The organism is Marinobacter sp. MBR-105, from assembly GCF_053628895.1.
On sequence record NZ_JBRJHG010000005.1, the window covers coordinates 223,582 to 244,462 of the forward strand.

Annotated in this window: 35 protein-coding genes; 4 read left to right on the forward strand and 31 right to left on the reverse strand. The window is 52.3% G+C overall.

Features of this window, described 5'->3' with window-relative positions; translation table 11 throughout:
• Positions 1 to 15 precede the first annotated feature (15 nt).
• A complete protein-coding gene (locus ACSSVV_RS08360) occupies positions 16 to 2,136 on the reverse strand; it encodes an ATP-dependent helicase (RefSeq protein ID WP_454106060.1) in 2,121 nt (706 codons plus the stop codon).
• 79 nt (positions 2,137 to 2,215) lie between these two features.
• Between ACSSVV_RS08360 and dnaG the strand changes: the two genes are divergently transcribed.
• A complete protein-coding gene (gene dnaG, locus ACSSVV_RS08365; RefSeq protein WP_454106061.1) occupies positions 2,216 to 3,976 on the forward strand; it encodes a DNA primase in 1,761 nt (586 codons plus the stop codon).
• Here the strand turns inward: dnaG and ACSSVV_RS08370 are convergent, their stop codons facing one another.
• Together ACSSVV_RS08370 and ACSSVV_RS08375 are read right to left on the reverse strand one after the other, a co-directional pair.
• On the reverse strand, positions 3,977 to 4,663 hold the full coding sequence (locus tag ACSSVV_RS08370; protein WP_454106062.1) for a hypothetical protein: 687 nt from the start codon (positions 4,661 to 4,663) through the stop codon (positions 3,977 to 3,979).
• Positions 4,664 to 4,756: 93 nt separating this feature from the next.
• Complete coding sequence (locus tag ACSSVV_RS08375; protein ID WP_454106063.1) at positions 4,757 to 8,236, reverse strand: DEAD/DEAH box helicase; 3,480 nt, start codon at positions 8,234 to 8,236, stop codon at positions 4,757 to 4,759.
• Between the two features lie 85 nt (positions 8,237 to 8,321).
• Between ACSSVV_RS08375 and ACSSVV_RS08380 the strand changes: the two genes are divergently transcribed.
• From ACSSVV_RS08380 to ACSSVV_RS08390, 3 genes are all read left to right on the forward strand, one after another.
• Positions 8,322 to 8,753, forward strand: a complete 432-nt coding sequence (locus ACSSVV_RS08380) for a hypothetical protein (protein WP_454106064.1) — start codon at positions 8,322 to 8,324, stop codon at positions 8,751 to 8,753.
• 325 nt (positions 8,754 to 9,078) lie between these two features.
• Positions 9,079 to 9,480 carry a hypothetical protein gene (locus tag ACSSVV_RS08385; protein ID WP_454106065.1) on the forward strand — a complete coding sequence of 134 codons (402 nt, stop codon included), beginning with the start codon at positions 9,079 to 9,081 and terminating at the stop codon, positions 9,478 to 9,480.
• The gene (locus ACSSVV_RS08390) at positions 9,477 to 9,908 is read left to right on the forward strand and encodes a hypothetical protein (RefSeq protein WP_454106066.1); all 432 of its coding nucleotides are present in this window, start codon (positions 9,477 to 9,479) and stop codon (positions 9,906 to 9,908) included. Before ACSSVV_RS08385 ends, ACSSVV_RS08390 begins: the two co-directional genes overlap by 4 nt.
• Before the next feature lie 188 nt (positions 9,909 to 10,096).
• On the opposite strand, the gene ACSSVV_RS08395 is transcribed toward ACSSVV_RS08390, so the two are convergent.
• The 28 genes from ACSSVV_RS08395 to ACSSVV_RS08530 form a co-directional block, all read right to left on the reverse strand.
• Positions 10,097 to 10,576: a hypothetical protein gene (locus tag ACSSVV_RS08395; RefSeq protein WP_454106067.1), complete on the reverse strand. Its 480-nt coding sequence runs from the start codon at positions 10,574 to 10,576 to the stop codon at positions 10,097 to 10,099.
• Positions 10,577 to 10,858: 282 nt separating this feature from the next.
• Positions 10,859 to 11,125 carry a hypothetical protein gene (locus ACSSVV_RS08400; protein WP_454106068.1) on the reverse strand — a complete coding sequence of 89 codons (267 nt, stop codon included), beginning with the start codon at positions 11,123 to 11,125 and terminating at the stop codon, positions 10,859 to 10,861.
• A gap of 17 nt (positions 11,126 to 11,142) precedes the next feature.
• Positions 11,143 to 11,295, reverse strand: a complete 153-nt coding sequence (locus tag ACSSVV_RS08405) for a hypothetical protein (RefSeq protein WP_454106069.1) — start codon at positions 11,293 to 11,295, stop codon at positions 11,143 to 11,145.
• A gap of 20 nt (positions 11,296 to 11,315) precedes the next feature.
• On the reverse strand, positions 11,316 to 11,714 hold the full coding sequence (locus ACSSVV_RS08410; RefSeq protein WP_454106070.1) for a hypothetical protein: 399 nt from the start codon (positions 11,712 to 11,714) through the stop codon (positions 11,316 to 11,318).
• A 1-nt stretch (position 11,715) separates the two neighbouring features.
• Positions 11,716 to 11,985: a hypothetical protein gene (locus ACSSVV_RS08415; protein ID WP_454106071.1), complete on the reverse strand. Its 270-nt coding sequence runs from the start codon at positions 11,983 to 11,985 to the stop codon at positions 11,716 to 11,718.
• A gap of 51 nt (positions 11,986 to 12,036) precedes the next feature.
• The gene (locus ACSSVV_RS08420; protein WP_454106072.1) at positions 12,037 to 12,366 is read right to left on the reverse strand and encodes a hypothetical protein; all 330 of its coding nucleotides are present in this window, start codon (positions 12,364 to 12,366) and stop codon (positions 12,037 to 12,039) included.
• 30 nt (positions 12,367 to 12,396) lie between these two features.
• Positions 12,397 to 12,609 (reverse strand): hypothetical protein, encoded by a 213-nt coding sequence (locus tag ACSSVV_RS08425; protein ID WP_454106073.1) that lies wholly within the window; start codon positions 12,607 to 12,609, stop codon positions 12,397 to 12,399.
• 18 nt (positions 12,610 to 12,627) lie between these two features.
• On the reverse strand, positions 12,628 to 12,897 hold the full coding sequence (locus tag ACSSVV_RS08430; protein ID WP_454106074.1) for a hypothetical protein: 270 nt from the start codon (positions 12,895 to 12,897) through the stop codon (positions 12,628 to 12,630).
• Between the two features lie 25 nt (positions 12,898 to 12,922).
• Positions 12,923 to 13,153, reverse strand: coding sequence for a hypothetical protein (locus ACSSVV_RS08435; RefSeq protein WP_454106075.1), 231 nt, complete (start codon positions 13,151 to 13,153; stop codon positions 12,923 to 12,925).
• Between the two features lie 36 nt (positions 13,154 to 13,189).
• Positions 13,190 to 13,432, reverse strand: coding sequence for a hypothetical protein (locus tag ACSSVV_RS08440; RefSeq protein ID WP_454106076.1), 243 nt, complete (start codon positions 13,430 to 13,432; stop codon positions 13,190 to 13,192).
• Positions 13,433 to 13,657: 225 nt separating this feature from the next.
• The gene (locus ACSSVV_RS08445) at positions 13,658 to 13,954 is read right to left on the reverse strand and encodes a hypothetical protein (RefSeq protein WP_454106077.1); all 297 of its coding nucleotides are present in this window, start codon (positions 13,952 to 13,954) and stop codon (positions 13,658 to 13,660) included.
• 58 nt (positions 13,955 to 14,012) lie between these two features.
• Positions 14,013 to 14,579 carry a hypothetical protein gene (locus ACSSVV_RS08450; RefSeq protein ID WP_136630277.1) on the reverse strand — a complete coding sequence of 189 codons (567 nt, stop codon included), beginning with the start codon at positions 14,577 to 14,579 and terminating at the stop codon, positions 14,013 to 14,015.
• A gap of 346 nt (positions 14,580 to 14,925) precedes the next feature.
• Positions 14,926 to 15,186 carry a hypothetical protein gene (locus ACSSVV_RS08455; RefSeq protein WP_454106078.1) on the reverse strand — a complete coding sequence of 87 codons (261 nt, stop codon included), beginning with the start codon at positions 15,184 to 15,186 and terminating at the stop codon, positions 14,926 to 14,928.
• Between the two features lie 14 nt (positions 15,187 to 15,200).
• Positions 15,201 to 15,539, reverse strand: a complete 339-nt coding sequence (locus tag ACSSVV_RS08460) for a hypothetical protein (RefSeq protein WP_454106079.1) — start codon at positions 15,537 to 15,539, stop codon at positions 15,201 to 15,203.
• A gap of 21 nt (positions 15,540 to 15,560) precedes the next feature.
• Positions 15,561 to 15,770, reverse strand: coding sequence for a hypothetical protein (locus tag ACSSVV_RS08465; protein ID WP_114435179.1), 210 nt, complete (start codon positions 15,768 to 15,770; stop codon positions 15,561 to 15,563).
• Positions 15,771 to 15,787: 17 nt separating this feature from the next.
• Positions 15,788 to 16,093: a hypothetical protein gene (locus ACSSVV_RS08470; RefSeq protein WP_454106080.1), complete on the reverse strand. Its 306-nt coding sequence runs from the start codon at positions 16,091 to 16,093 to the stop codon at positions 15,788 to 15,790.
• A 43-nt stretch (positions 16,094 to 16,136) separates the two neighbouring features.
• The gene (locus ACSSVV_RS08475; protein WP_454106081.1) at positions 16,137 to 16,541 is read right to left on the reverse strand and encodes a hypothetical protein; all 405 of its coding nucleotides are present in this window, start codon (positions 16,539 to 16,541) and stop codon (positions 16,137 to 16,139) included.
• 20 nt (positions 16,542 to 16,561) lie between these two features.
• Positions 16,562 to 16,861: a hypothetical protein gene (locus ACSSVV_RS08480; protein WP_454106082.1), complete on the reverse strand. Its 300-nt coding sequence runs from the start codon at positions 16,859 to 16,861 to the stop codon at positions 16,562 to 16,564.
• 145 nt (positions 16,862 to 17,006) lie between these two features.
• Positions 17,007 to 17,270: a hypothetical protein gene (locus ACSSVV_RS08485; protein ID WP_454106083.1), complete on the reverse strand. Its 264-nt coding sequence runs from the start codon at positions 17,268 to 17,270 to the stop codon at positions 17,007 to 17,009.
• A 487-nt stretch (positions 17,271 to 17,757) separates the two neighbouring features.
• Positions 17,758 to 17,991, reverse strand: coding sequence for a hypothetical protein (locus tag ACSSVV_RS08490; protein ID WP_114435188.1), 234 nt, complete (start codon positions 17,989 to 17,991; stop codon positions 17,758 to 17,760).
• Positions 17,992 to 18,032: 41 nt separating this feature from the next.
• Complete coding sequence (locus ACSSVV_RS08495; protein WP_454106084.1) at positions 18,033 to 18,296, reverse strand: hypothetical protein; 264 nt, start codon at positions 18,294 to 18,296, stop codon at positions 18,033 to 18,035.
• A gap of 90 nt (positions 18,297 to 18,386) precedes the next feature.
• Positions 18,387 to 18,611 (reverse strand): hypothetical protein, encoded by a 225-nt coding sequence (locus ACSSVV_RS08500; protein ID WP_417519301.1) that lies wholly within the window; start codon positions 18,609 to 18,611, stop codon positions 18,387 to 18,389.
• Positions 18,612 to 18,644: 33 nt separating this feature from the next.
• Positions 18,645 to 18,836: a hypothetical protein gene (locus ACSSVV_RS08505; RefSeq protein WP_454106085.1), complete on the reverse strand. Its 192-nt coding sequence runs from the start codon at positions 18,834 to 18,836 to the stop codon at positions 18,645 to 18,647.
• Positions 18,837 to 18,849: 13 nt separating this feature from the next.
• Complete coding sequence (locus tag ACSSVV_RS08510; RefSeq protein WP_454106086.1) at positions 18,850 to 19,494, reverse strand: AAA family ATPase; 645 nt, start codon at positions 19,492 to 19,494, stop codon at positions 18,850 to 18,852.
• 24 nt (positions 19,495 to 19,518) lie between these two features.
• On the reverse strand, positions 19,519 to 19,782 hold the full coding sequence (locus ACSSVV_RS08515; RefSeq protein ID WP_454106087.1) for a hypothetical protein: 264 nt from the start codon (positions 19,780 to 19,782) through the stop codon (positions 19,519 to 19,521).
• 14 nt (positions 19,783 to 19,796) lie between these two features.
• Entirely contained in the window at positions 19,797 to 20,078 is a 282-nt protein-coding gene (locus ACSSVV_RS08520) for a hypothetical protein (protein ID WP_454106088.1), read from the reverse strand.
• 299 nt (positions 20,079 to 20,377) lie between these two features.
• Positions 20,378 to 20,548 carry a hypothetical protein gene (locus ACSSVV_RS08525; RefSeq protein WP_454106089.1) on the reverse strand — a complete coding sequence of 57 codons (171 nt, stop codon included), beginning with the start codon at positions 20,546 to 20,548 and terminating at the stop codon, positions 20,378 to 20,380.
• Positions 20,549 to 20,572: 24 nt separating this feature from the next.
• A partial coding sequence (locus ACSSVV_RS08530; protein WP_454106090.1) for a hypothetical protein occupies positions 20,573 to 20,881 on the reverse strand: 309 nt, incomplete at its 5' end.

A 20,881-nucleotide genomic window follows, 5' to 3' on the forward strand; every position in this document is an offset into this window, starting at 1 on the left:
ACAAAGATGCCCAAATTATGCCATACCCAGTCTGCCAAAAAGGGACGTTGACACACTCGCGTCGTCCGCTGGTTCATCGTACGCACTCAATACTTCTGCGGCCTGCGGTGAAATATCCAGGCCTATTTCATCACTGTAGCGAGAGAGTTCCAGCGCTGCGGGCTCGGAGCCAGGAAAGCTGTAGTAGTTTGCGTGATAAAAAGAGACGTTCTCCATTGCCCTGGTCATCGCCACGTAGCACAGGCTCCGCTCTTCTTCCGGGCGCCCACCATCTTCCGAGTCATCCTCGGCCTGTGTGGATGACCCTGGTACGCCGGAGCGCAGTTTTTCAGGCTCAAACGGCATGAGTCCGTCCGAAAACCCTGCAATCAGGACATGCGGCCACTCAAGACCTTTGCTTCGATGAATGGTTGAGAGTGTCAGGTGGTCCTGATCATCCTTTGATGCGACGTAATCAGAGAGTGGGGCTTCCATCATGTAGAGAAAGAAATTCTCCGGCTTGGCTTGAGCGATCTCATGCAGTAACTGCTCCAGATTCTGCTCCCTTCGCTCCCGAAGCACGTCATCTTTCTCCCGATCCAGAATCTTCATCGGACCATCCTTCATCCACTGGATCAGATGCTCAGCAATATCCGCCTGGGTGAATCCCTCAAGCCCGTATTTTGCGAGGCTGTTCAAGATCACGCCTTCGACAAACTCTCTCAGGCGGATGCCGGCTTTACCATATTGTTGCGGGGATTCATGAAGCATGAATTCCAGGAGATTCATCCCATCGTCTTTCAGTTTTTCAATAGCATCGCTCAGCCCCTTCTTGCCAACTCCATCGATGTAGGGTTCAAGATTTTTCAATGCTTGCCAGTCATCATGCTTCCAGGCAATTCTGGCGCACGCTTGGACTGCCTGAATCTCGGCCCGCTCGTAGAAGCTCATGCCACCAACAACAGAGTAGGGGATACCAGCACGCTTGAGCGCGGGCTCCAGGATTTGCGTCATTCGGTTTGTGCGATAGAGAACTGCCATGTCCTTCAGTGGCACACCCGCGTCATGCTTTCGCTTGACCTGTTCCACAATGTCATTGGCCATTTCTCGATCAGTGTAGAACGCACGCAATTCCGGGCGGTCTCCGGTTGCGATTTTTGAATAGGGATTCTTCGGGAGTCGCGCCTGATTATGCGCGATCAGGCGCTTCGCCCCCTCAACAATCCCGGAATAGGATCGGAAGTTCTCTTCGAGGCGGGTTGTCCTCGCACCGAAGTCCTTTATGAATCGCCGCAAATTGGCAACCCGGGCACCCCGCCAACGATAGATAGATTGGTCATCATCACCGACCATCACAACGTTTTTATGGTGCTTACCGATTTGCCGAATAATCATGTACTGCACAAGGTTGGTATCCTGCGACTCATCGACCATGATGTATCGGAATTGCTGGGCCAAGGATTCGGCAACGGCCGGATACTTCACCAATGCTTGCAGTGTATGCAATAGCAGATCGTCGTAATCGAGGTAGGCGCCTTTGTGCTTCTCCTGTTCGTACGCCTGAAGCACCTCCGCGACGATGTGATCCCACGGTTGAAGCTTAATTTGATGATCACCGGTCTTCTTTTGGTGAACCTCCGCCAGCGCCTTCATGGTGTCATGCCGATTACCGGGGCGCTTCCCATCCTGTTTCAATAGTGACCAGTCGCTGAACTTCTGTAACAGGTATTTCCGGAACTTCCGCGCGTCAATGTTCTGCTCATCCAGTAACGGTTTCGCCAGTTCATTGAGCATGCGGCGCTGATCATTCTCTCCCAGGATTGCCCAATGCTGGTCCTCACTGAGTCCGAATAGCTCCTTATTGTTCCGCAGAAACCGATAACCAAAGCTGTGGAAGGTATCGACAACTACGCCTTCGCCTTCCCACCCCGAGCGTGCAGAAATACGGTTACCAAGTTCCGTAGCTGCCTTCCGGGAGAATGTAACGAGAAGAATCGTTGTAGGAGGGATGTTCTGTTGTATCAGGTGGTCGGTTCTCTCAACCATTGTGGCTGTCTTACCACTTCCGGCGCCAGCCAGAACGATAAGCGGCCCGTCGATATGAGTGGCAACCTTGTATTGATCTGGGGTAAGGACTACGGGTTTCTTCTCGCTCATAACGCTCGTTCAATGGCCATAATGACGTTCAAATAATGATAGTCTATGTGGTAATTAAAGTAAGCAGAGGAAAGTTCGATTGTCCGAACATTCAGGTGACCGGAAACGCGCTATTGAGTCCATTAAAGAGCGAGCAAACTTCCTGCACATCGCTCGCGATGTATTCGGGCTAACCTTGCGGAAGGCTGGCACCGAATATGTTTGCCTATGCCCTTTCCACGATGAAAAAAGTCCGTCGTTCTATATCAACCCCGTCAAGGGGGTCTACCTGTGCCGGGCCGGATGCACGCCAGGGGGCGACATCATTCGCTTCGTCGCCAGGATGCAAGGAACATCGGACGGTGACGCGATCAAATGGCTGGCAAGACACGTAGGCGTCGACTTGCCCTCAGCGCCCAGGACTGCTGCTCAAAGAGCGCAGGGCCCCAAGAGCCGCCAGCAGAAAACGCTGAATGCGGACCACGAGAAATCCCTGCTCGTCCATGCGGCCAGCTTTTTCATCGAGCAGGGGAGATGCAGCAAGGAATTTGCTCAGTTTGTCGCGTCACGCCATATCACAACTACTTCTCAGTCGGCATTTCTTCTCGGATACGCTCCAAACGATTCAGCCGCGTTTCTCAAGTATCTCGCCGAAGCGGTCCAATGCCGCCCTGAGAGTCCGGAGCTTTTGAACAGCCTGGAGCGGGTAGGGCTCTGGAAGAAAAGCGTCGGAGCGCCTTTCTTTCGGAACCGAATCATGTTTCCTGTCGCCGACCGGGCCGGCAACATCGTTGGCTTTGCTGGTAGGAAAGTGAATGATGAAGATCCCGGGCCAAAGTACCTGAATTCACCTGAAACTCCCTATTTCAACAAATCCCAACTGCTTTACGGAATGCAGGCGTTCTGTGGCCTTGATAAAAAACATGCTGCGGAGTGGGCGCTGCGTGCCAGATCCGGTACCGCGATCGTGGTTGAAGGCTACACCGATGTCATTGCCCTCTCGACCCTCGGCATTTGGGCCGTGGCCGCCATGGGCACTTCATTCACAGAGTCGCATTTACAGCAGCTCCGCCAGCGAACCAGCGATGGCAGCATCGTGTTTTGCTTTGATGGCGACCGCGCTGGCGAAGCTGCAGCGCTGCGGACAGCCCGCATGCTGCTGTCCCACTACAAAGATGGTGACCAGTTCCTCATTCAAAGATTACCCGCGGATCGGGATCCCGACGAAATGATCCGGGCGGGAGTCACAGCAGAGGGTTGGCATGATCTACCTTCTGAGCCTTTAATGAGTTACTGGATAAATGGACTCCTGCAAACGGTTGATCTGGACTCCATTGAAGGTCGCGTGCGAGCCATCCAATCCATGCATGAAACCCTGGAATTGCTGGGGAGTGCAGCTACCATCACTCGGGAATTGTTTGAAGTGGAGTTCCGGCGAATTGTCGAGCAGGCAGGAGAGCCGAAGCTCAATCCTGGTGATGTTCACCCATGGGTTTGGTTAGCCATTAAGGCTTGCTGTAATGCGCCTGGTGAACTCTTGGGGCGGGCGGATATCAGCGACAGCCTTTCGCACGTCGCACATTGTCATCCAGCATTTAGCCCTTACCCTGGGATCCATGAATTCGTGTCGGTCGCACACGTTATTTCTCAACTCCCCGAGGCATCCGACTGGTACAGTGTATGTGGGGTGTTACTGGCTCAGGGCGTCCCTCCTGAAGCTCTGATCGTCTGGGGGAGGATTGCAGGGGCGCCGAGTCGAAGCGTGCCACACGTTGCGGATATTTTGGATCAATTACCGGCCATCGCAGAATTCTGTGCTGTTCATGGCCGGTTGATCGTTATGACAGGTGGCGTGGATTAATCAGCTGAGCCGCGGGCCGCTCTCTGGCTCTAGGCCTTTCAGGTAGTCTTCGTCACTGATAGTCAGGCAATCCAGCTCTTCGCCACTGTGTTGGTGTTCCACGGACAGCGAAATATCGTTACCCATCCGCTTCAGGTTCATGGCAATCGCACCCACCATCAAGGTCGCGCCCTGTTCGTCCGCCATTGGCGTCAGATCGAATACCCGGTCATCGAGCTGCACGAGCGCTGGAACCACCTCTCCTGAGGGGGCCGGCATCACTCGATCGATCATCTCACCGTTCTGAACCGCGTTTTTGAACAGCTCAACAATGGCCTCCATGTATGTCGGTGCTTCGATCTTCTGGGATTTGACGCCCATCGAACCATCTTCATTGATACCGACATACCGAACGCTGTGCTCCTTGAGCGGCATGGATTCTTTGCGCTTCTGGCTCAGGTATTCGGTGTAATGTTCCGGAGCGGCTGGTGCCATCACATTGTTCTCGTCCTGAACCTGAGTCACTGCGCTCATTTCGCTCCGACTGGCAACCGAAACCGCCGCCTGATCATCTGCGAGCAATGAATCCAAATAGGCGGCCTTGTCCTCCAACGAGGTCAGTTTGTCGAACTGAGCTTGCTGCTCGGGAGAAAGGTCAATGTCCAGAGACTCTTCAACTACAGTTTGACGAACAACACTAACAGTCATGGCGGATATCCTCACATAATAGTTGTTGCATAGTATATGCAATGCGACAACCTGTGCTATCAACCCCGACCGGCTTGTTCGATTACTCGCACTTTACTCCAGATCGATACCCGACGCGCCCAAGCAACGCTTCCATTCGGAAGCTGAAGCGTCGCCATAAATCAACCATGATCGACATTCCTGTTCCACGTCTCCGTTTTCTCCGAGCCAGCTGCCCTGCCCATAAGCGAAGGCTTGATCGTCGGCGAACATGGCGCTCCATGTGAGGTGCTCTGCAGTAACGATCGTGACGCCCTGCTGCTCCAGTAGCTCGCAGGCTTTCCCAAACATAGCTCCCTGGTCGCCATGGGTATTTGATCGCTTGCTGACGACAATTTGAACCCTTCGGCCGGCGCGGGCAGCTTTCACTAAGTCATCTGCATACCGTCGAAGACCATCCATGCTGATCAATGGCGAAACCAGTGTTAACTGTCGCACATCCCCGCGACTCAGAATCGCTTGTAGAGCTTGTTGATGTTCATCGTGTCCCTTCAGGCTCTTGATAATATCCTCGCCCCATGCATGCCTGGCATCGTCAACTACATCTGTGGGATCCCAGTTCCAGTCTACGGGGCGCCCCGTGAAGGTGAGGTGATCGTAAAGCAAGCGAGAGGGTTTTTGCCCATTTTTAAGAACGTCGAGATCACCAATTACCAGGAACGAGTCTTTTGCTCTCGATACTGCAACATTCAGCATCATCGGGCTTGCGTCAAAAAACAGTGATGCGGACTGATGACTTGAATAGGTGGGGGAGAAAATTACAATCGGTCTTTCAGCACCCTGCAACGCGTGAATCGTGCCTACTGTTATATCATCCGCACCCGAACCGAGTCGGAGCTGCAGCCGGTCTCGAATCGTCCGTGCTTGCTCTTTGAAGGGGGTGATAATCGCAACAATATCCCCAAGTGCCCGGCTCTCGTAGTGGTCCTGCAGCATTTCACTATGTTCATTGATCCAGCCGGCAATAATGGACGCTTCAATGGCGTTACTCCGTGAACCACGAACACGCTCCGCTACGCCAGGAACGTGCAGATAACCCATTGCCGGGAGTGGGGTTGTCTTCGCGTCTTGCCTCAGGGGTCTCAATACACCCTCATAACAGAGCTCGTTACAATACTGGATAATATCGGGTAGGCATCTTCTGTGAGAGGTAAGTGTCAGCCCGGGCTGGCCAGCCCCCGGCGTCCCGAAGCGGGTGGCGGCTTGTGCCATTTTCATAGTGCTGCCTGACGAGGCAAGTCGCCCAGTAAACTCCAAGGCATCCAGTTGGTGTTCCAATTCATCGGCGGTAACGATCTCTGCGGACACCAGGTTGCCCATATCGACATGAGGCTCGATGTTCCATATTGGTTCTATCTGCCAGCAGTCGCCTACCGCAATAAGGCGTTTGGCCAATGCGAGCGTCGCACCGGCAACCTCGGGCGCACATTGGCCGGCCTCATCGTTTATAAGCCAATCGACGATCTCGAACAGAGGAACTTCCCTCTGTGTGCGGTGCTCCCAGTAGTTGAGGTGCTTGGGAAGGGTGTGAAAGGTGGCCACGATGCAGGGTGCAAGCTTACTGCGACGCCGCAGCATGCGTTCGACTTTGATTTTGGTGCGTTTATCGGAGTCGCCGGCCCTAACCGTCTCCCCGACCTCGATAATCCACTGAGCCTCATACCAGTGGGTCGCCCATGCGAACAGGCGAGGGCGAACATACCTGTCCATCAGGTTATCCAGCTTACTTAATATCCGGTCCCATCGTGGCCCGGTACCAATCGCTCTGATCGCTCGGCCAAACTCACCCTGGGATACCTGCAAACCCCGCTGAGCTGATGCGGGATTAATGTGCTTGGGGAGCCCTACACGCTCAAGAGCAGCGTGATACTGCCGAAGATACAAGACGTTTATGACTGGAAGATGGCTTAACTTTCTCAGAAGTGGATGGACGCTATGCCGGGCTTCACTTCGTTTTCGATTTTGCTTCTTGAATACGTCTGCTGCCGCCTGCGCCTGTTTGAATAGGCTCGCCATCTCCTGCAGCATCGAGGACAACTCACCCACAACCCTGCCAAGTTCGGATTCCGGTATGATCCCTGCACACTCTTTTTGAAAGATAACCAGCTTTTGGTGGAGTGCCTTGAGTTGACCTATTCTTCGGACACTCTCAAATCCAGCCTGAAGCTCCTCCACTAAGCCGAGAATTCTCGCTTCCTGATTAAGCTTGTCATGAACTGCCTCAGCGGCCGCGATGACATCCTCCGGGGTTTTGCCCAACACTGCACCCGCACGCTCAACATATCGCATCTTCGCATGGTCAATGCTTACGCGGCTTTCGAAAAGATCGAAGCGCTCTCGAGTAGGGAGTCCGCGTTCCTCTGAGCGCTCTCGCTTTGAGAACGAGGGCAGATAAAGTCCAAAGCTATCCCAGCCGTCAATCCATCGTTGATACAGTGGACTATCACTCTGTCCCCATTCCAGAGAGCCAAGCACATTGGTCACTGCCTGGTTATTGGTACTTGCGACAACGATGATCGGAGGATCCTTGCGAGCCCTGGCCGCGTTGACTATCAAGCTCGCTACTACCGCTTGAATCATGGTGGTTTTGCCGGTACCGGGAGGGCCATTCACAGCGAGGGCCTGGCCAGTGTCAATACTCAGGGCGGCGCCTACGGATTGACGCTGATCTTCGCCCATCTCCATGGAGGTATGCATGCTCCCGGATCTCAAACTCATTGTGCGAGCCTGAGGCGTAGGCGTTTCAACCTCCTGACGGTTATCTTTGAGAATCCCTGGCAACAACGTCAATTTAGGTTTTTGCCGAAGAATCGCGTCGTAAACCTCCATAAGAGGCCGATTAGAAGCTTCGGTTTGGCGAGCTTTATGAATCATTGCATGATGAGTCAGCGTATACCTGGCTTCATCCACTCCGGACGGCGCACTGAGCTCCACCTCACAGACGCAATCCAGCAAACGATTGCAGTAGTCCAAAACGTCGCTAATAGGCAGGCGATCTTCATCCGGGTTGTCATAGTAATCAGGGAAGGGGTTCTCATCGTAAAAAGCATCCATGGTGTCGACAGAACCAATCACTATAGATCGAGCGCCCTTAGCTGGTTCAAGCAGCTCCCTTGCAATCCCGGGGCGGCCATGAGCCTTGATCTGACCATCCGCGTTTACCAGAACCGTAAAAGACACCGGGGCAATCATTTCAGGAATAAAGAAGTTTCGCTTGTAGCCATGCTGATGGCTGGCTTGCAACAAGTACACGAAAGGGTAAACCACCATTCTGAGCCAAGGAATCGGGGTGTCTTCACTTCTGGCCCACCTCCGAACTTCATCAAGGGACAGCGCGTTTTTTGGTGTTTCACCCGCAAGCCAGGCTTCTTCGCTAACTAAGGATTGACGCTTGAGGGCTTCCAGCTCAATGGTCCGCCCTTCTAGCGCGCGCATGTGGGCTGCGGAGAAGGTTCCCTTGCCAAGCTGACTATCCGCCAACGCAAATTTCCAGTACGAAGCATACTTGCCAAGGTTCCCGACCATTGTGATCATCGCTCAATCTACTGTGGAATATACGTTATCATACGATAATCTTTTGCTGCGTTTGGCGGCTGTCTTCACTTAGTAGAGGTCTGTGATGAAACCACTCGTTCTTTCTCTTGGTCTGGCGACCAGTCTCGTAGTCGGCGGCTGCGCTACTGGCAACGGATATCCTTTCGAGGTCAATCACCCGGAGGGCACAGTTCCTACGTCCACACTTCACACTAGCGCCAACGTCACCGTTGACGTGCCAAATGCTGCTCACCAGAGACTGAGTGTGGAAGTCGCCTCTCTCAATGGGCAGGGCGTTGATTCTGGCTTTCCGATCGTCCTTCCTGCGGGTATTCACATGATCAGCCTGCGATGCAAACTTTACTCATCAGATCGTGACGCCGATCGACATCGTCTTTTTTACGGTCAGCAGCAATGGGCATTCAAACCACACAAGACGTACCACATTCGACCAACGCTCGAAGTAGATGCGTACGACAACCCCGTCTGCTCCGTCACGTTCCGTGAGAGCATCTAACCTTTTTCTGCTTTTAGCGGGGAGAACCTGTGGGGCTTTGTGGCGGAACAGATGCTGACGATACCCGCCAGCAATTCACTGGGCGTCGTGCGGGCCTTTGGCCCTTGCGGCGGCCTCCGGCCTTTCTTCACGGCCAGGCGGAGCCTGACCGTTCAGTAACGGCTCAGCCACAGGCTTCGCCTAAAACTGAAGTGGGTGTCAAGTGCAGATTCTGAGCGAGCTTTTCTGGAAGAGGCCCGTCCTGGTTTCTCTCGTATGTGCTGCGTGCGCCTCAATACTGAGCGTGGTGTTCACCTGGTACGTTATTTCAGCAGGGCAGACTTCGGTGTCGGTGAAGTCCGCCAGCACGCCTCACGCCCCGCTGCAGTTACTACCTCAGCAAGTCGCCCCGGATCTTGAAATGGAGTTGCAAAGCCTCGGCATTGAGCAGTTCACGGTCCATGTGGATCCGACCATGCCTGGGGAATACATGATGATCATCAATCGAAAATCGAAAGAAGTGCGATATCGTGGGCGCTGGCCAGATGCCGTGTCCATGCAGGTTGCGGTGGATGATTCGGGAGTTATGATGGCAACCTTTCCCGAGGCTTCAGCAGCCTCGCACGCTACCGCTGTTCATTCCAGTGCGTTACCCAGGGTCGTGAATACATTCGTGCGTCAGGCGATCGCGGTTGGCCGGCAACTGGAACTGTCTGATACCCAGGTAATCAGGAGCTCTCAGCGGTGACTGCACGCAATCCCCATATCGCGAACAGCCTGTCCCAGCGAGAAATAATTGGGAAGGCGGCACTGCGTGCATTTTTCTGTATTGCCCGTGCGTGGGGGATTGAAGAGTCCGATCAGTGCAGGTTGCTAGGGGGAATCAGTCGTGAGGACTTGCTGGTGTATCGGGGTGGATCTTCGCAAGGACTGTCCAGCCATGTGCTCAAACGCATTAAGCTGTTTGTCCTGATCCACAAAGCCCTGCGCTCGCAGTATCCCGATGAGGGCGATTTGCTGTCTTTCCTGTTCACTCCGAACGCCTCCTTTCCCTATCTGGGCGTCCCACCGGTTCGGCTCTACGTCCAGGGCAGTATCTGCGACTTGAAGGAAGTGTCGCGTTCGGAGTTCAATGCTTCTTCTGCCCCGTTAACAATCGATCAACCTCAACCATAATCAAGCTCAGAAGCCCACCAATCACCAATAGCGGCCCCAATAACCAAATATCAAACGCTAATTTCGGATCTTGTCGAATCGGTATGTCTCCCATAATCAAGTACACTGCCGAAAATGAAAGCACAACGAATAGCAAAGCATTCAGTACACGCAGAGTATTCCGCTTCATGGTTGTCTCCGAATTAATACTACCCACCTACGTTATCCCTCTCGACCGCCCGGGGCGAAAGTGACCAGATAACGATACCGATCACTGCTACCCAAAATAGCGAAGCAAAACGCCCATCAAACGCCCAAACAAGCGGGCTATCAGATCCTTGGGTTGCAAAATCATAGGCCCCAATCAGGCCGGTCAAAACCAGTGCCGTGATTGTCATGAATTTGAATCCGGTAGTTGAGGATAAGGATCTAAGATTTCCGTTACCAGAGCCGCTGAGACGATCATGCAACCATCGAAGGAAGAGCCCAGCCATCGAAATCCCGATGCCCACTACAATAGGGGCTGCAATAAAGACCGCCCAAGCTGGGTAGCCCTGATTCTCCATGGCTAAATACCCTTTAATGAGTAGTTTGACCATGGTGAACACGAAGTAAATCATTGCCAGCGCTAGTGGTAAAGAAAGCGCAAAAACCAACATCGATGATTTGGTGTAGTTGTTTCGTGCCATTATTATCTTTCTGCTGCTCATTATGCTAAATAAGGACATTGGATAAGGTTACATTTTGGGCATCGCACATATCTGTTTTTCGGCCCACAATAACGGGTTGGCGCGTCGCACTTGGCACACCATGGTGTCTGCTCCCCAGCAACTAAAATCACCCCCTTGCACTTCAGTTTATTGAGGTTGTTTGCTTTTCTTTCCTCAACCGGAAAATCTTCACTGCCAGGGTCAACGGGGAGTTCGCTCTGGAGCCATTGTTTCATGAAATCGGGCCCCATTTATCAATATCTACTCAGGCCGTGGTTGATTGGGCAAGCTTGGCCAGTGGCGTCCAATCTTCACTATCAACGCTGCTGCAATAACCATTATCGCAATCGATCCGCTGAAGTAAGGTAAAGGGTCCACAACATGCTCTCCAATATACAGGGTGTCGCCACCCCGCATAATGCCCATCAAAAGAGTCGCAGCTGCCAATATGAATACTGCTAGTAGTGCGTTCTGAGCAATCTGGGCCCAGAGTGGGCGCTGTGCTTCCTCTTTACTGATGTAATTCATGCTCGGTTGTCCCTCTCTTATGGCCGCGCAAACTCGCGCAACTGTTTAATTAATCCATGTTCGTCAGCGCTAGGGGTTCCGGCAGATCCGAACAGCAAAATTCCTAAGGTCATCCCGACAAAGGCCAGGGCATACAGGGCGAACAAAGCTTGCTTCAATCGTGCTGGCATAACAGACTCCAATTCCCATATCAGACTCGGGCGCTCATGCAGCGCCACCGGGTTGCATCAACTGGTTTTTCTTGCCAGAGCCCAAGAAGCCATTGACCGCTTCGAAGCCATTCAACAAATCCGTGCTCATCCGCATCATCTTTTGTCGGCAAACGCTCCGAGCAATCAATCCCCCTATCTTCCAGGGCATCAGCAAGACTGTTAAATGCAGTTGCCAGCCGGCGCATTTGTCCTATCTCATCAGGGAGATCGCCAGATTGCCAATCAAACATGATTGGACGACTAACCCCAGGCCTCAATGGTTGAGTGGCGTCGAGGCGAATACCTCCGTAATTGAGTTGGGCGCGAAACGCTTTATCAGCTTGCTCAACCGCACTCGAATATTGCTTCTCATCTTCGTCGTACAGGTCGGTTTCCAATCTAAAAAATGTGCGTTTTCGTCTTAGAGTAGAAGAACTCAAGGTCTCCAACCCTTTGCATAGCGAAAGCCGACATTTCGTTGTCTTGAAGGTGATCCTCGAAGGCCTCCCGCACCAGGTTACCGTCATCAGTGTCAAATGAGACCACAATCACGCCACCCTGTCCGATCTGTTCGTTCGTATGGACGCTTCCTTCTCCGGCAATACCGTTGAGTTGCTCAGGGAATGGACCTGCTTCCCCTTTGGTAAAGTGAGCGACTACAGTGATCATCGTTGACTCTCCCGAATTCTCATAAGGCTCTCAGAGCCCAAGTTGGCAGGATTATTTAATAGGTAAAGTAGACGCCGTGTAGCATAAGCTCAAAAGCGTGTCAGCGTCTTTCCCAACAGGATGTTCGGCGTCTATCGCGGCCTGAAGTTGTTTCAGGGGCTCACCATCTGAGAACAGGTCGTCACCGCACAGACGGAGATGTGAGATCAGAAACCGGGCCATTTCAATACGTGCGATTTCAGGATTCTTGCGGGCCCCTTCAGGAACCACCCCAAAAGCACCAAACTTGCGCATCGCTCGGACACCATAAATGAAGCCTTGCGCATGCTGACGGTGATCCTTATAGGCTTCAAGGATTTCGCTGACGTTTTTCTCTTGCATAGACCTAAGCTCCGGATTCCATCGTTACTATCAGTCTTCAGGGCGGAGTGCGCTGATCACAGCGTCCGCCTCGATAATTGCGTTTCTAGCGTCAGCTGAGTAAGCCGGATCAAACCCGCCTTTCATATCCATGGCTTCTCTGCAAAGCGCAAGCTCGTGCCGAAGCTTTTTCGCGACCCCAATGAGCGCATCAATGGCTTCGTCGTTATCGTCTATTCTCTCTGAGTTCGATTTCTCGCTCATAGCATCACCGGCTTCCAATCACGATTTCTGTATTTTGCGTCGTTGCTCAAGCTGGTACTGAAAAGGCCATTCCAGCCGGTAAACGGGTTTCATGACGATTACTGCCGTTACGAAGAGCGTAAGCGCGATTGCCAGGTTCCAGTGCCCAGCTCCATACAGGTCTCGATAGCCACCACTGGCAAGAAAAAGGGCATAGTCGGTAAATGGCACAGCAAGGAGAGTAAGGAGCCCCTTGCCTATCAGGCGCCGATAGCTAGCCTCTGCCAACTTCTTTGGGTCGCGTTGCATATCAAACTCTCCGGATTTCCATTACTCAGCCATTCTCAATGGCGTCGTATTTTTCGCTCAGTTCACTCAGAAACTGATCGACGGCACGAAAGCCTTCGGGATCATTGCGTCCTATGGCCATCGCCTCAACAATGTCCTCAGCTACCAACGTCTCAATGCCCTCAGATGCTTTCATCATTCTTACCAGCTTTGCCTGGACGCGATCAGTAACCGGGCCCCGCGCATACTTCTGTCGTGCAGATGCTATATTAGCCATTACTTACTTCCTCTTCTGGGAATAACCGGATTCCAATCAGTCTTTGATTGAGCTTGGCGCTTGGACAACCTTAAATGTGTGTCCTTTAGCCGCTTCCAGCGCACGCCGAATATCGGTGGCTATAGCTGCGTCATCCAGTTCCGGATTTATCACCAGGACACCTTCACCAGCCGCGAACTTACCGCCGATTAGCTCTTGCATATCGGACTCGGGCCGTTGGGCTTTGACCCCATACTTGCGGCCACTACGCACAAGGCTTTGACAGGATTTATCAGTCATACCAAACTTTCCAATGTCAGTTATTGCCATCCTCTGGATCGCCAGAAAGGGTCCATCCGGGAAAAGCATTCAGTGAACAGGTTCCGCTTAACGATAAGAGATGCCACCGCGATTGGCAGAAGTCCCATAGCCAGACCGATCCCGAAGAGTATCGCTGCGACAACATCAGCCGGATTTCTCTTTACAACTTTTTCTTCTCTCATAGCGCTACTCCGGATTCCTATGTCATTTCGCCCGAGCGTAACCGTCAGCTTCAAGGCGTTTCATCAGTTGCTGTTCAGTACCGGACATGAACCAGGTATCTTTGCACCAGGTCACCGCAAGATTGCCGATTCGGCTTGAGCGGACACTGATGCCCGGCAGGCCGCCGTCAAACTCTTGGTGCCCCGGCTGCATCACTCGGACGATCTCGATTGCGTCAGACGGCCCACACTTTCGCCATACCTGACCTTTAGCGAGGGCACTGGGCTTAAACGGTTCTGTGAACTCCCAGCCTCCCGGTAGATTCTCAGGAAATTTCATAGCGCCCTCCCGTTTTCCCATGATAATCACCCAGTTTTTCGGGCGACGGATTTCTAAACTATCTTTCCAGACCGAAGCTTTCCCAGACACGATCGGCAACTTTTTTCAGATAGCCGGGCTCTTCCACCTGCCCGGCAACTGGCCACCAAACCTGAATAAAGCTTTCATGGACAGAAGTAGGGACTGCCAAAAAATCATCCCCAAAAATTCTAATAACGGTTCCACCTTCAGCCGAGATGTTGCGCATCACATCTTGTGGTTGGAAATAAGGAAAGAGATCGTTAATCCAATCTGGATACCCGGTTACCATTGGGTATTGGTCCTCAAAAACAAGGTCGAAAGCGCTCTCTTTCTGAAGTAGCCTTCTGAGATTACTACCCTCAGATTCTTGCATTGTTTTCAGCAGGTCTATCTGCTCTCTAACCAGCTCATCGGAAACTACCTTGTAAGGTTCACGTTTATGTCCGGCAGTTTTTGATAGCTCCTCTAATGCGGTGTTCATGTCGTTCTCTGCATCCGTGAACACCTCGATCAGAAAGGCTATGGCTACATGAAGCTGATGATAATTATTCGAGCTTCTGACAAGTTCATCGCTATATACTTCGAGGTGCTTTTTCTTAGTCATTTCTGATCCTATCTCCCCAGAACCGATTTCCCATTATCTGTGGTCGATCATTAAAACGTTGCTGGACAGACTTGGGCGAGTGCCGCGCTCCCGGAAGAGCGCCAAGATTCTCTCCGGTGCAACCCATTCGACCGATTCTTCGCTTGAGAAAAGCCCCCGCGCATCAACCCAGAAACCATTCGAGAACGCCATGAAACCAAGCTCGGCTGGGGCGTGAGCGAATGCCTTCCCGCCGTACCTCTCATACTGGCAAAAAATCACGGAATCAGCCCAGTCGTGTTCTACACAGCTAGTGCTAGTGTCCTCGCTTATCGGCTCAAGCATTGCGTCTCCACCCGTATTCCAACTATGATTCACCACGCTCAAGCCCATCGTTTGAGGAGACGGAACCTCCGTCACCCCCATCAAATTCTCCATCGACATGGGCCACTATTAGTTTTCCTGGACCGCCGTCATTGAAGCGGAGACTTCCGGACCCTGTACCACCAAATATCTGGATGCCTAGTGCCTCGGCCTGTTTGGCATATCGACTAATCCCTTTGGCGATCCGTTCAACCTCTTTTGCGTCGAGGCCCGCCGCCTCACACTCATCACTATTCACATACATGCCGTTTTCCCATATCAGATTCGGGTGCTCATACAGCGCCACCGCGTTGCATCAACTGGCTGTTCTTCCCAAAGCCCTCGAAGCCATTGACCGCTTCTAAGCCACTCAACAAAGCCGTTTTCATCAGCGTCATCGGCTGATGGAAGTTGTTCTGAGCAGGCAAGCCCCTTATCTTCAAGAGCATCCGCCAATTCGTTGAAGGCAGATGCCAGACGCCGCATCTGACCAATTTCATCAGGTAGGTCGCCTTGGCGATATTCCATTACCAGCTTATGGTCGGCTGGATCATGTACGATGCCGCCATAGTTCAGTTGGACTCTCAGCCTCTTTTCTGCCGCTTCAATTTCAGGCATGCCCGACCTCCCTCATCCCGATTAATGTTTGGCCGCTTCAGGCACTGACGTTGGCTCGATCAAGACGCGGCCTACGTGATCTGTGAATTCTATTTCCTTCGCTTCCGCTGAGTGAGCAAGGCCGAGCAAAAACCGGCTGAGCAGCTTTCCTGCTTCCTCTACACCGTGACTCTCGACAAAGCAGCCAAGCTGTTCTGCCAGCGCGTGTTTGTCAGCTTTAATGTCGGTCATGTCGGATTCCAATGTTGTTAGTCAGGAAATTTTGGAAAGTTCCAACCCGGATAAACATCTCCGACATTGAGAGGTTTGCCATTCTCCTCAAACGCTTCTGACCAACCTTGAGCCGCTCCCTCTCTTCTGATTGTTTGTTCAAAGATCCGGGCGCAGAGAACGAAAAAGAGTCCTGTCAGAATTCCTGCCCAAAAGTACAAGTTGTCGCCAGTGCTTCTTGACAGGTATGTTCCGATAAAGACCGGAAACATTAGGGGAACGGTGATCGCGAGCATCGCCAACCAAAACCGGTACTTATTGTGGGTGACATATTTCTCTTTCATAACCTATTTCCTCGGACTCCCATGTGTCGTTCAGTTTAAATATTCAGTTTGGGCGCTTACGAGTAAGTCGGAAGCCGGCGAGATAGAATGCGCACGCGCCGCCGAGAGCGAGTGAACCAAACATGCCGTAAACGCCCACGAAAAGATTCTTCATTTCTGGATTCCAAGTCGCGTTGGTTGCGAAACCGACTGCCAAAGAACCAATAGTGACCAGGAAAGCCGTGGGGAATGAGATTCCCGGCTGAGAGGGGATAGAAACCGCAACGTCCTTACCGTTTGTTGCTGCCCAGGCGATCGCCAGCGCAGACAGCCCAGCCCAGGTCATCGCAAACTGTCCAGCATGTAGTATTGCGTCCCGCGACAAATCGGCGGCGATCACGTAGGCCCCGCAAAGTGTCGATACGATCATCGATGCAACAACTACGGTAAAAACAACGCCTTTAATCATCTAACTCTCCCGCATTCCCATCAGTCTTTGATTGAGCTTGGCGCTTGGACAACCTTAAATAGTTGGCCTTTGGCCGCTTCCAGCGCACGCCGAATATCGGTGGCTATGGCTGCATCATCCATTTCTGGATTGATTACCAGGACACCTTCACCGGCCGAGAACTTACCGCCGATAAGCTCTTGCATATCGAGCTCAGGCCGATGGCCACCGCGAGCCATATTCAGGACTCCGGACAGTTCCGGGGATGCATACATGCCACGCTCAAGCGTTAGATCGTCAGAGAGGGTAGATAAAGTCAAAGGGTTCTTGTCGTCAGTCATATTCTCGGATTCCAATCTACTTTTCGCTCAAATTACGCCCAAAAAGGATGGCCCTGCGGACCTGTATTGCAACTGCCACAGCAAGGGCGATAAAGACTCCAGCTATTATTAAATACATTGTTCGATGCTCCGTTCTCACAAGTTGTCATTTGCTCAACAGCATCTCACCACGGGACACCCAGCGGACTTTTGGTGAGAAATAATGCTGAACACTCTCCAAGTCCCCGGGCCCGGCAATCGGCACCCAAATTTCTTCGCCTCGACGTTGGGCATCTATGAGGTGCACGTCGAGACCTGAATCTCGATATTCTCTGCTAAGCCCATCAACATCTGCCGCATCCATAGCCTGGATCTCTGGTGCGCTTTCCAGGTCAGTCGTTGCGAATGCGATTACTCGGTGGGTGGTCATAACTCGTTTTCCAGTGTGCTTCGAAGTAAGAGTGATGTCCTGCGCTACCAGGATGTTCCGGGCGTCCTTTTGAGTATTGGCGGTATGGTGACCGCCCAGGAGTTTTCGCAAATAATGCTCGAACCGGTCTTTGCTATTCCTAACGCTGCACGACGCTTGCCGTCACCACAAAATCGGTTTCCTATGAATGTTGCTGATTCGTTGAAGGCTGGCCCACACGCATGAACCTGCCCAGCTTCAAACTTTGAGTCCAGGGCTTCCCGGCCCCAAGAATCACCGCGGGGAGGTCAGGGTCCGACTGGTGCATAAGACGGCCACGCTTAATCAGGCTGTTCAGAGTGGAAATGTGAATGCCATATTGAGGACCGGAGGGTCCACCCACCCATTCACCTACGGGGAATCGCTCAAGCGCTTCCCGTTGCTTCGGTGTTAGTTCGTTCGCCATGAGCTGCCTCCCGGTTTCCCATGCCCTTATCCGTCAAAACTTTCAATACCCACTCGGGTAAACCTTTTTTAGCTTCAGTCCGCCATTACCATTAGGCACTGTCGTTATGATGCTGTTGTCTGAAAATTTAACGGCTCTGTAGAAGCCTGTTGCTTCTGTTCCGGTCTTCACTTCCTCGGACTCAGGGAACTCAGCCAGAATGACTTCGAAGGCTTTGCTGATGCCTTCATCAAGAATAATTGGGGTAGCGAGACCCATTGCCTTATCAGTCAGCATTTTTCTAGTACCTCCGAAATAGCCGAATTCCCATGGTTTCGTTATTTGCTTGCCAGCATCTCACCACGGGACACCCAGCGGACTTTTGCCGAGAAATAATGCTGCACTCTCTCCAGGTCCCCGGGCCCGGCAATCGGCACCCAAATTTCTTCGCCTCGACGTTGGGCATCTGTGAGGTGCACGTCGAGACCTGAATCTCGATATTCTCTGCCAAGCCCATCAACATCTGCCGCATCCAAAGCCTGGATCTCAGGTGCGCTTTCCAGGTCAGTCGTTGCGAATGCGATTACTCGATGCGTGCTCATAGTCCGATTCCCAATCAGTTGCTTTGGCTCTGGTGGCCACCGCCTCACATTCCGCGTCATTCACATACATGGCGGATTCCCATATCAGGTTTAAGCCCCAGCGGCATACTCTTTAGCCAAATCAGCGAGTAAACGATCAACTGCACGGAAACCATCTCGATCATTTCGCGCAACAGCAATCGCCTCGATGATGTCCTCTGCCAAGAGATCTTCTTTACCCTCCGCTGCCTTAATCATGGTTACCAGCTTCCTTTTCACCTGATCGGTGACAGGGCCTCGTGCAAACTTATGTCTTCCTGATGTGTAGTTAGCCATTTTCTGTCTTCCTCTCGGGTATCCGGACTCCAATCAGTTGTCAGTGCGTTCTTGGTATGCACACCACGCCATAAACATGGTAAGCGGCAGGTAGGCCAGAGAAACGAACGATACCCAGAGAAGCCGGAAGCCTTCGAGATTGCCGGAGGCGACCCCCAGGGTTGCCACTACTCCCGTCAATGCACAGGCTATTGCCGCGAAGATTGCCAGCGAAAAATTGCTCATTGTCGTTTTCCAATCAGTTGTCTGTTTTAGTCTGCCGGAAATAAATATTCTCAAGATCAGACCGAGTTATTGCTGGATGTCCCCAGCGCGTCTCCAGGTAACACGTAAAGTCCTTTAGGGACTGCTGTGATTCGGCGCTGTTATTGACGCAGTAATCTATGGAGTCAGGAGCAGGCTGAGATGGTGATTCCTGCAAGTACGCATCCCAATTAGCCAGTTTCCACGCATCACGACCAGCATTCCGGTTTATGAGGCGCTTGCGCCTCACGTCAGGGTCTGCATGCACCCAAAGCCGCTCGATCATCGCATCGGCCGGCAGGGCTTCAATAAAGGTACCCTTTGGATTGGCAAACTCGATGAAAAAAGGGGCTGTAACGATAACGTGCAGGCCTGTCGACAAAAGCGATGAGGCCATTTCTCCGAGTTGCTGGTACTCCAGAGGGCGAACCCGAGAGAGATAGTAGTGGCTTTCGCGATCCGTAGGAGCAAGCTCATTCTGTACCAAGATTGACTCTGCAAAAGCACTTGTGCACACATCTTTATCGAGGTGAACGACAGCCCCGCCAACCCGATTGCAATAATCGTTGGTCAGGAAAGATTTACCTGACCCCGGCCACCCGCCAACCAATGTCAATCTTTTCGGTCTGCTTCTTTTCATGTCGGTTTCCAATTGCTATCAAATTTAGTCTGCGTGCTCAGCAAACAGGCGGTCCATTCGATCGGCAAAGGCCTTTTCGTTGCAAAAGGTCAGCTTCTTCGCCGTCCGAGGCATATCACAGAACACTACGTGTTCCGTCAGTGCAGAAAGATGACGCAAGGGCTCGTTGCCTGCCACTTCACGCCACTTTCGTTCCTTGCGCGGGCTTTGATTGAGCAATGTAAGCTTAATCCTCTGGGCCGCCTCTTGCCGCCATGCCCGTTCTAACTGTTCAATCGTGCTCGGCATCTCGGATTCCAATGCTAGTTAGTTACTTGGGAAACGGGTGTTGCAGACCGGATAGATCTCAGTCCCAAGATGTGACGCTGCCCGGTCTCAGGGTTTTCAACACGCAACTCTCTCGACCACATCGAAAGCACTTCATCAGGCACTGTTGATCCATCGTCATAGCGAACATTATCTCTTGATGCAGGCTCAAGCACCTTCCTCAGAATCTCTGTCGATGGGATGGTCTCTCCCGCTACCGCAGATCGGTCGATGACGAATCTGTAGGTTTTGCCGATCTCAAAATCATTCTGTTTCATATAATGCTCCGAATTCCCATTAACATTCGCCTCTTAGTAGGCCGCCATTTGATACCGTTGATCCGCCGTCGCCCCCGTCAAAGTTTCCCTCAATCTCGGCGACAACAAGTTTCCCAGGGCCACCGTCATCAAAGCGAAGAGATCCAGTCCCAGTGCCACCAAATATTTGAAGGCCCAGGGCCTCAGCTTTTTTGGCATATCGACTCAAGCCTGTGGCTATCCGCTTAACCTCTTCAGGGTCTAGCCCAGCCGCCTCACATTCGTCCTCATTCACATACATGGCCGGATTCCCATACCAATTAATGATCAGACTTGTTGCTTCTCAGCTCGAAGAGACCCAGAAGGAATGCGACAATCGAGAGCCCCAAAAACGCATAGCTAGTCCCGTGCTCAAATCCGGTAGTGGCGATGATCCCCACTGCCATCAACCCTGAAGCAAACGCAATCGCAAAAGGGGTTCGCTTATCCATGATGCTCTCCATCGGATTCCTATGTCATTTCGCCCGAGCGTAACCGTCAGATTCAAGGCGTTTCATCAGTTGCTGTTCAGTACCGGGCATGAACCAGGTATCTTTGCACCAGGTCACCGCACGATCGCCGATTCGGCTTGAGCGGACACTGATGCCCGGCAGGCCGCCGTCAAACTCTTGGTGCCCCGGCTGCATCACTCGGACGATCTCGATTGCGTCAGAAGGTCCACACTTTCGCCATACCTGACCTTTAGCGAGGGCACTGGGCTTAAACGGTTCTGTGAACTCCCAGCCTCCCGGTAGATTCTCAGGAAATTTCATAGCGCCCTCCCG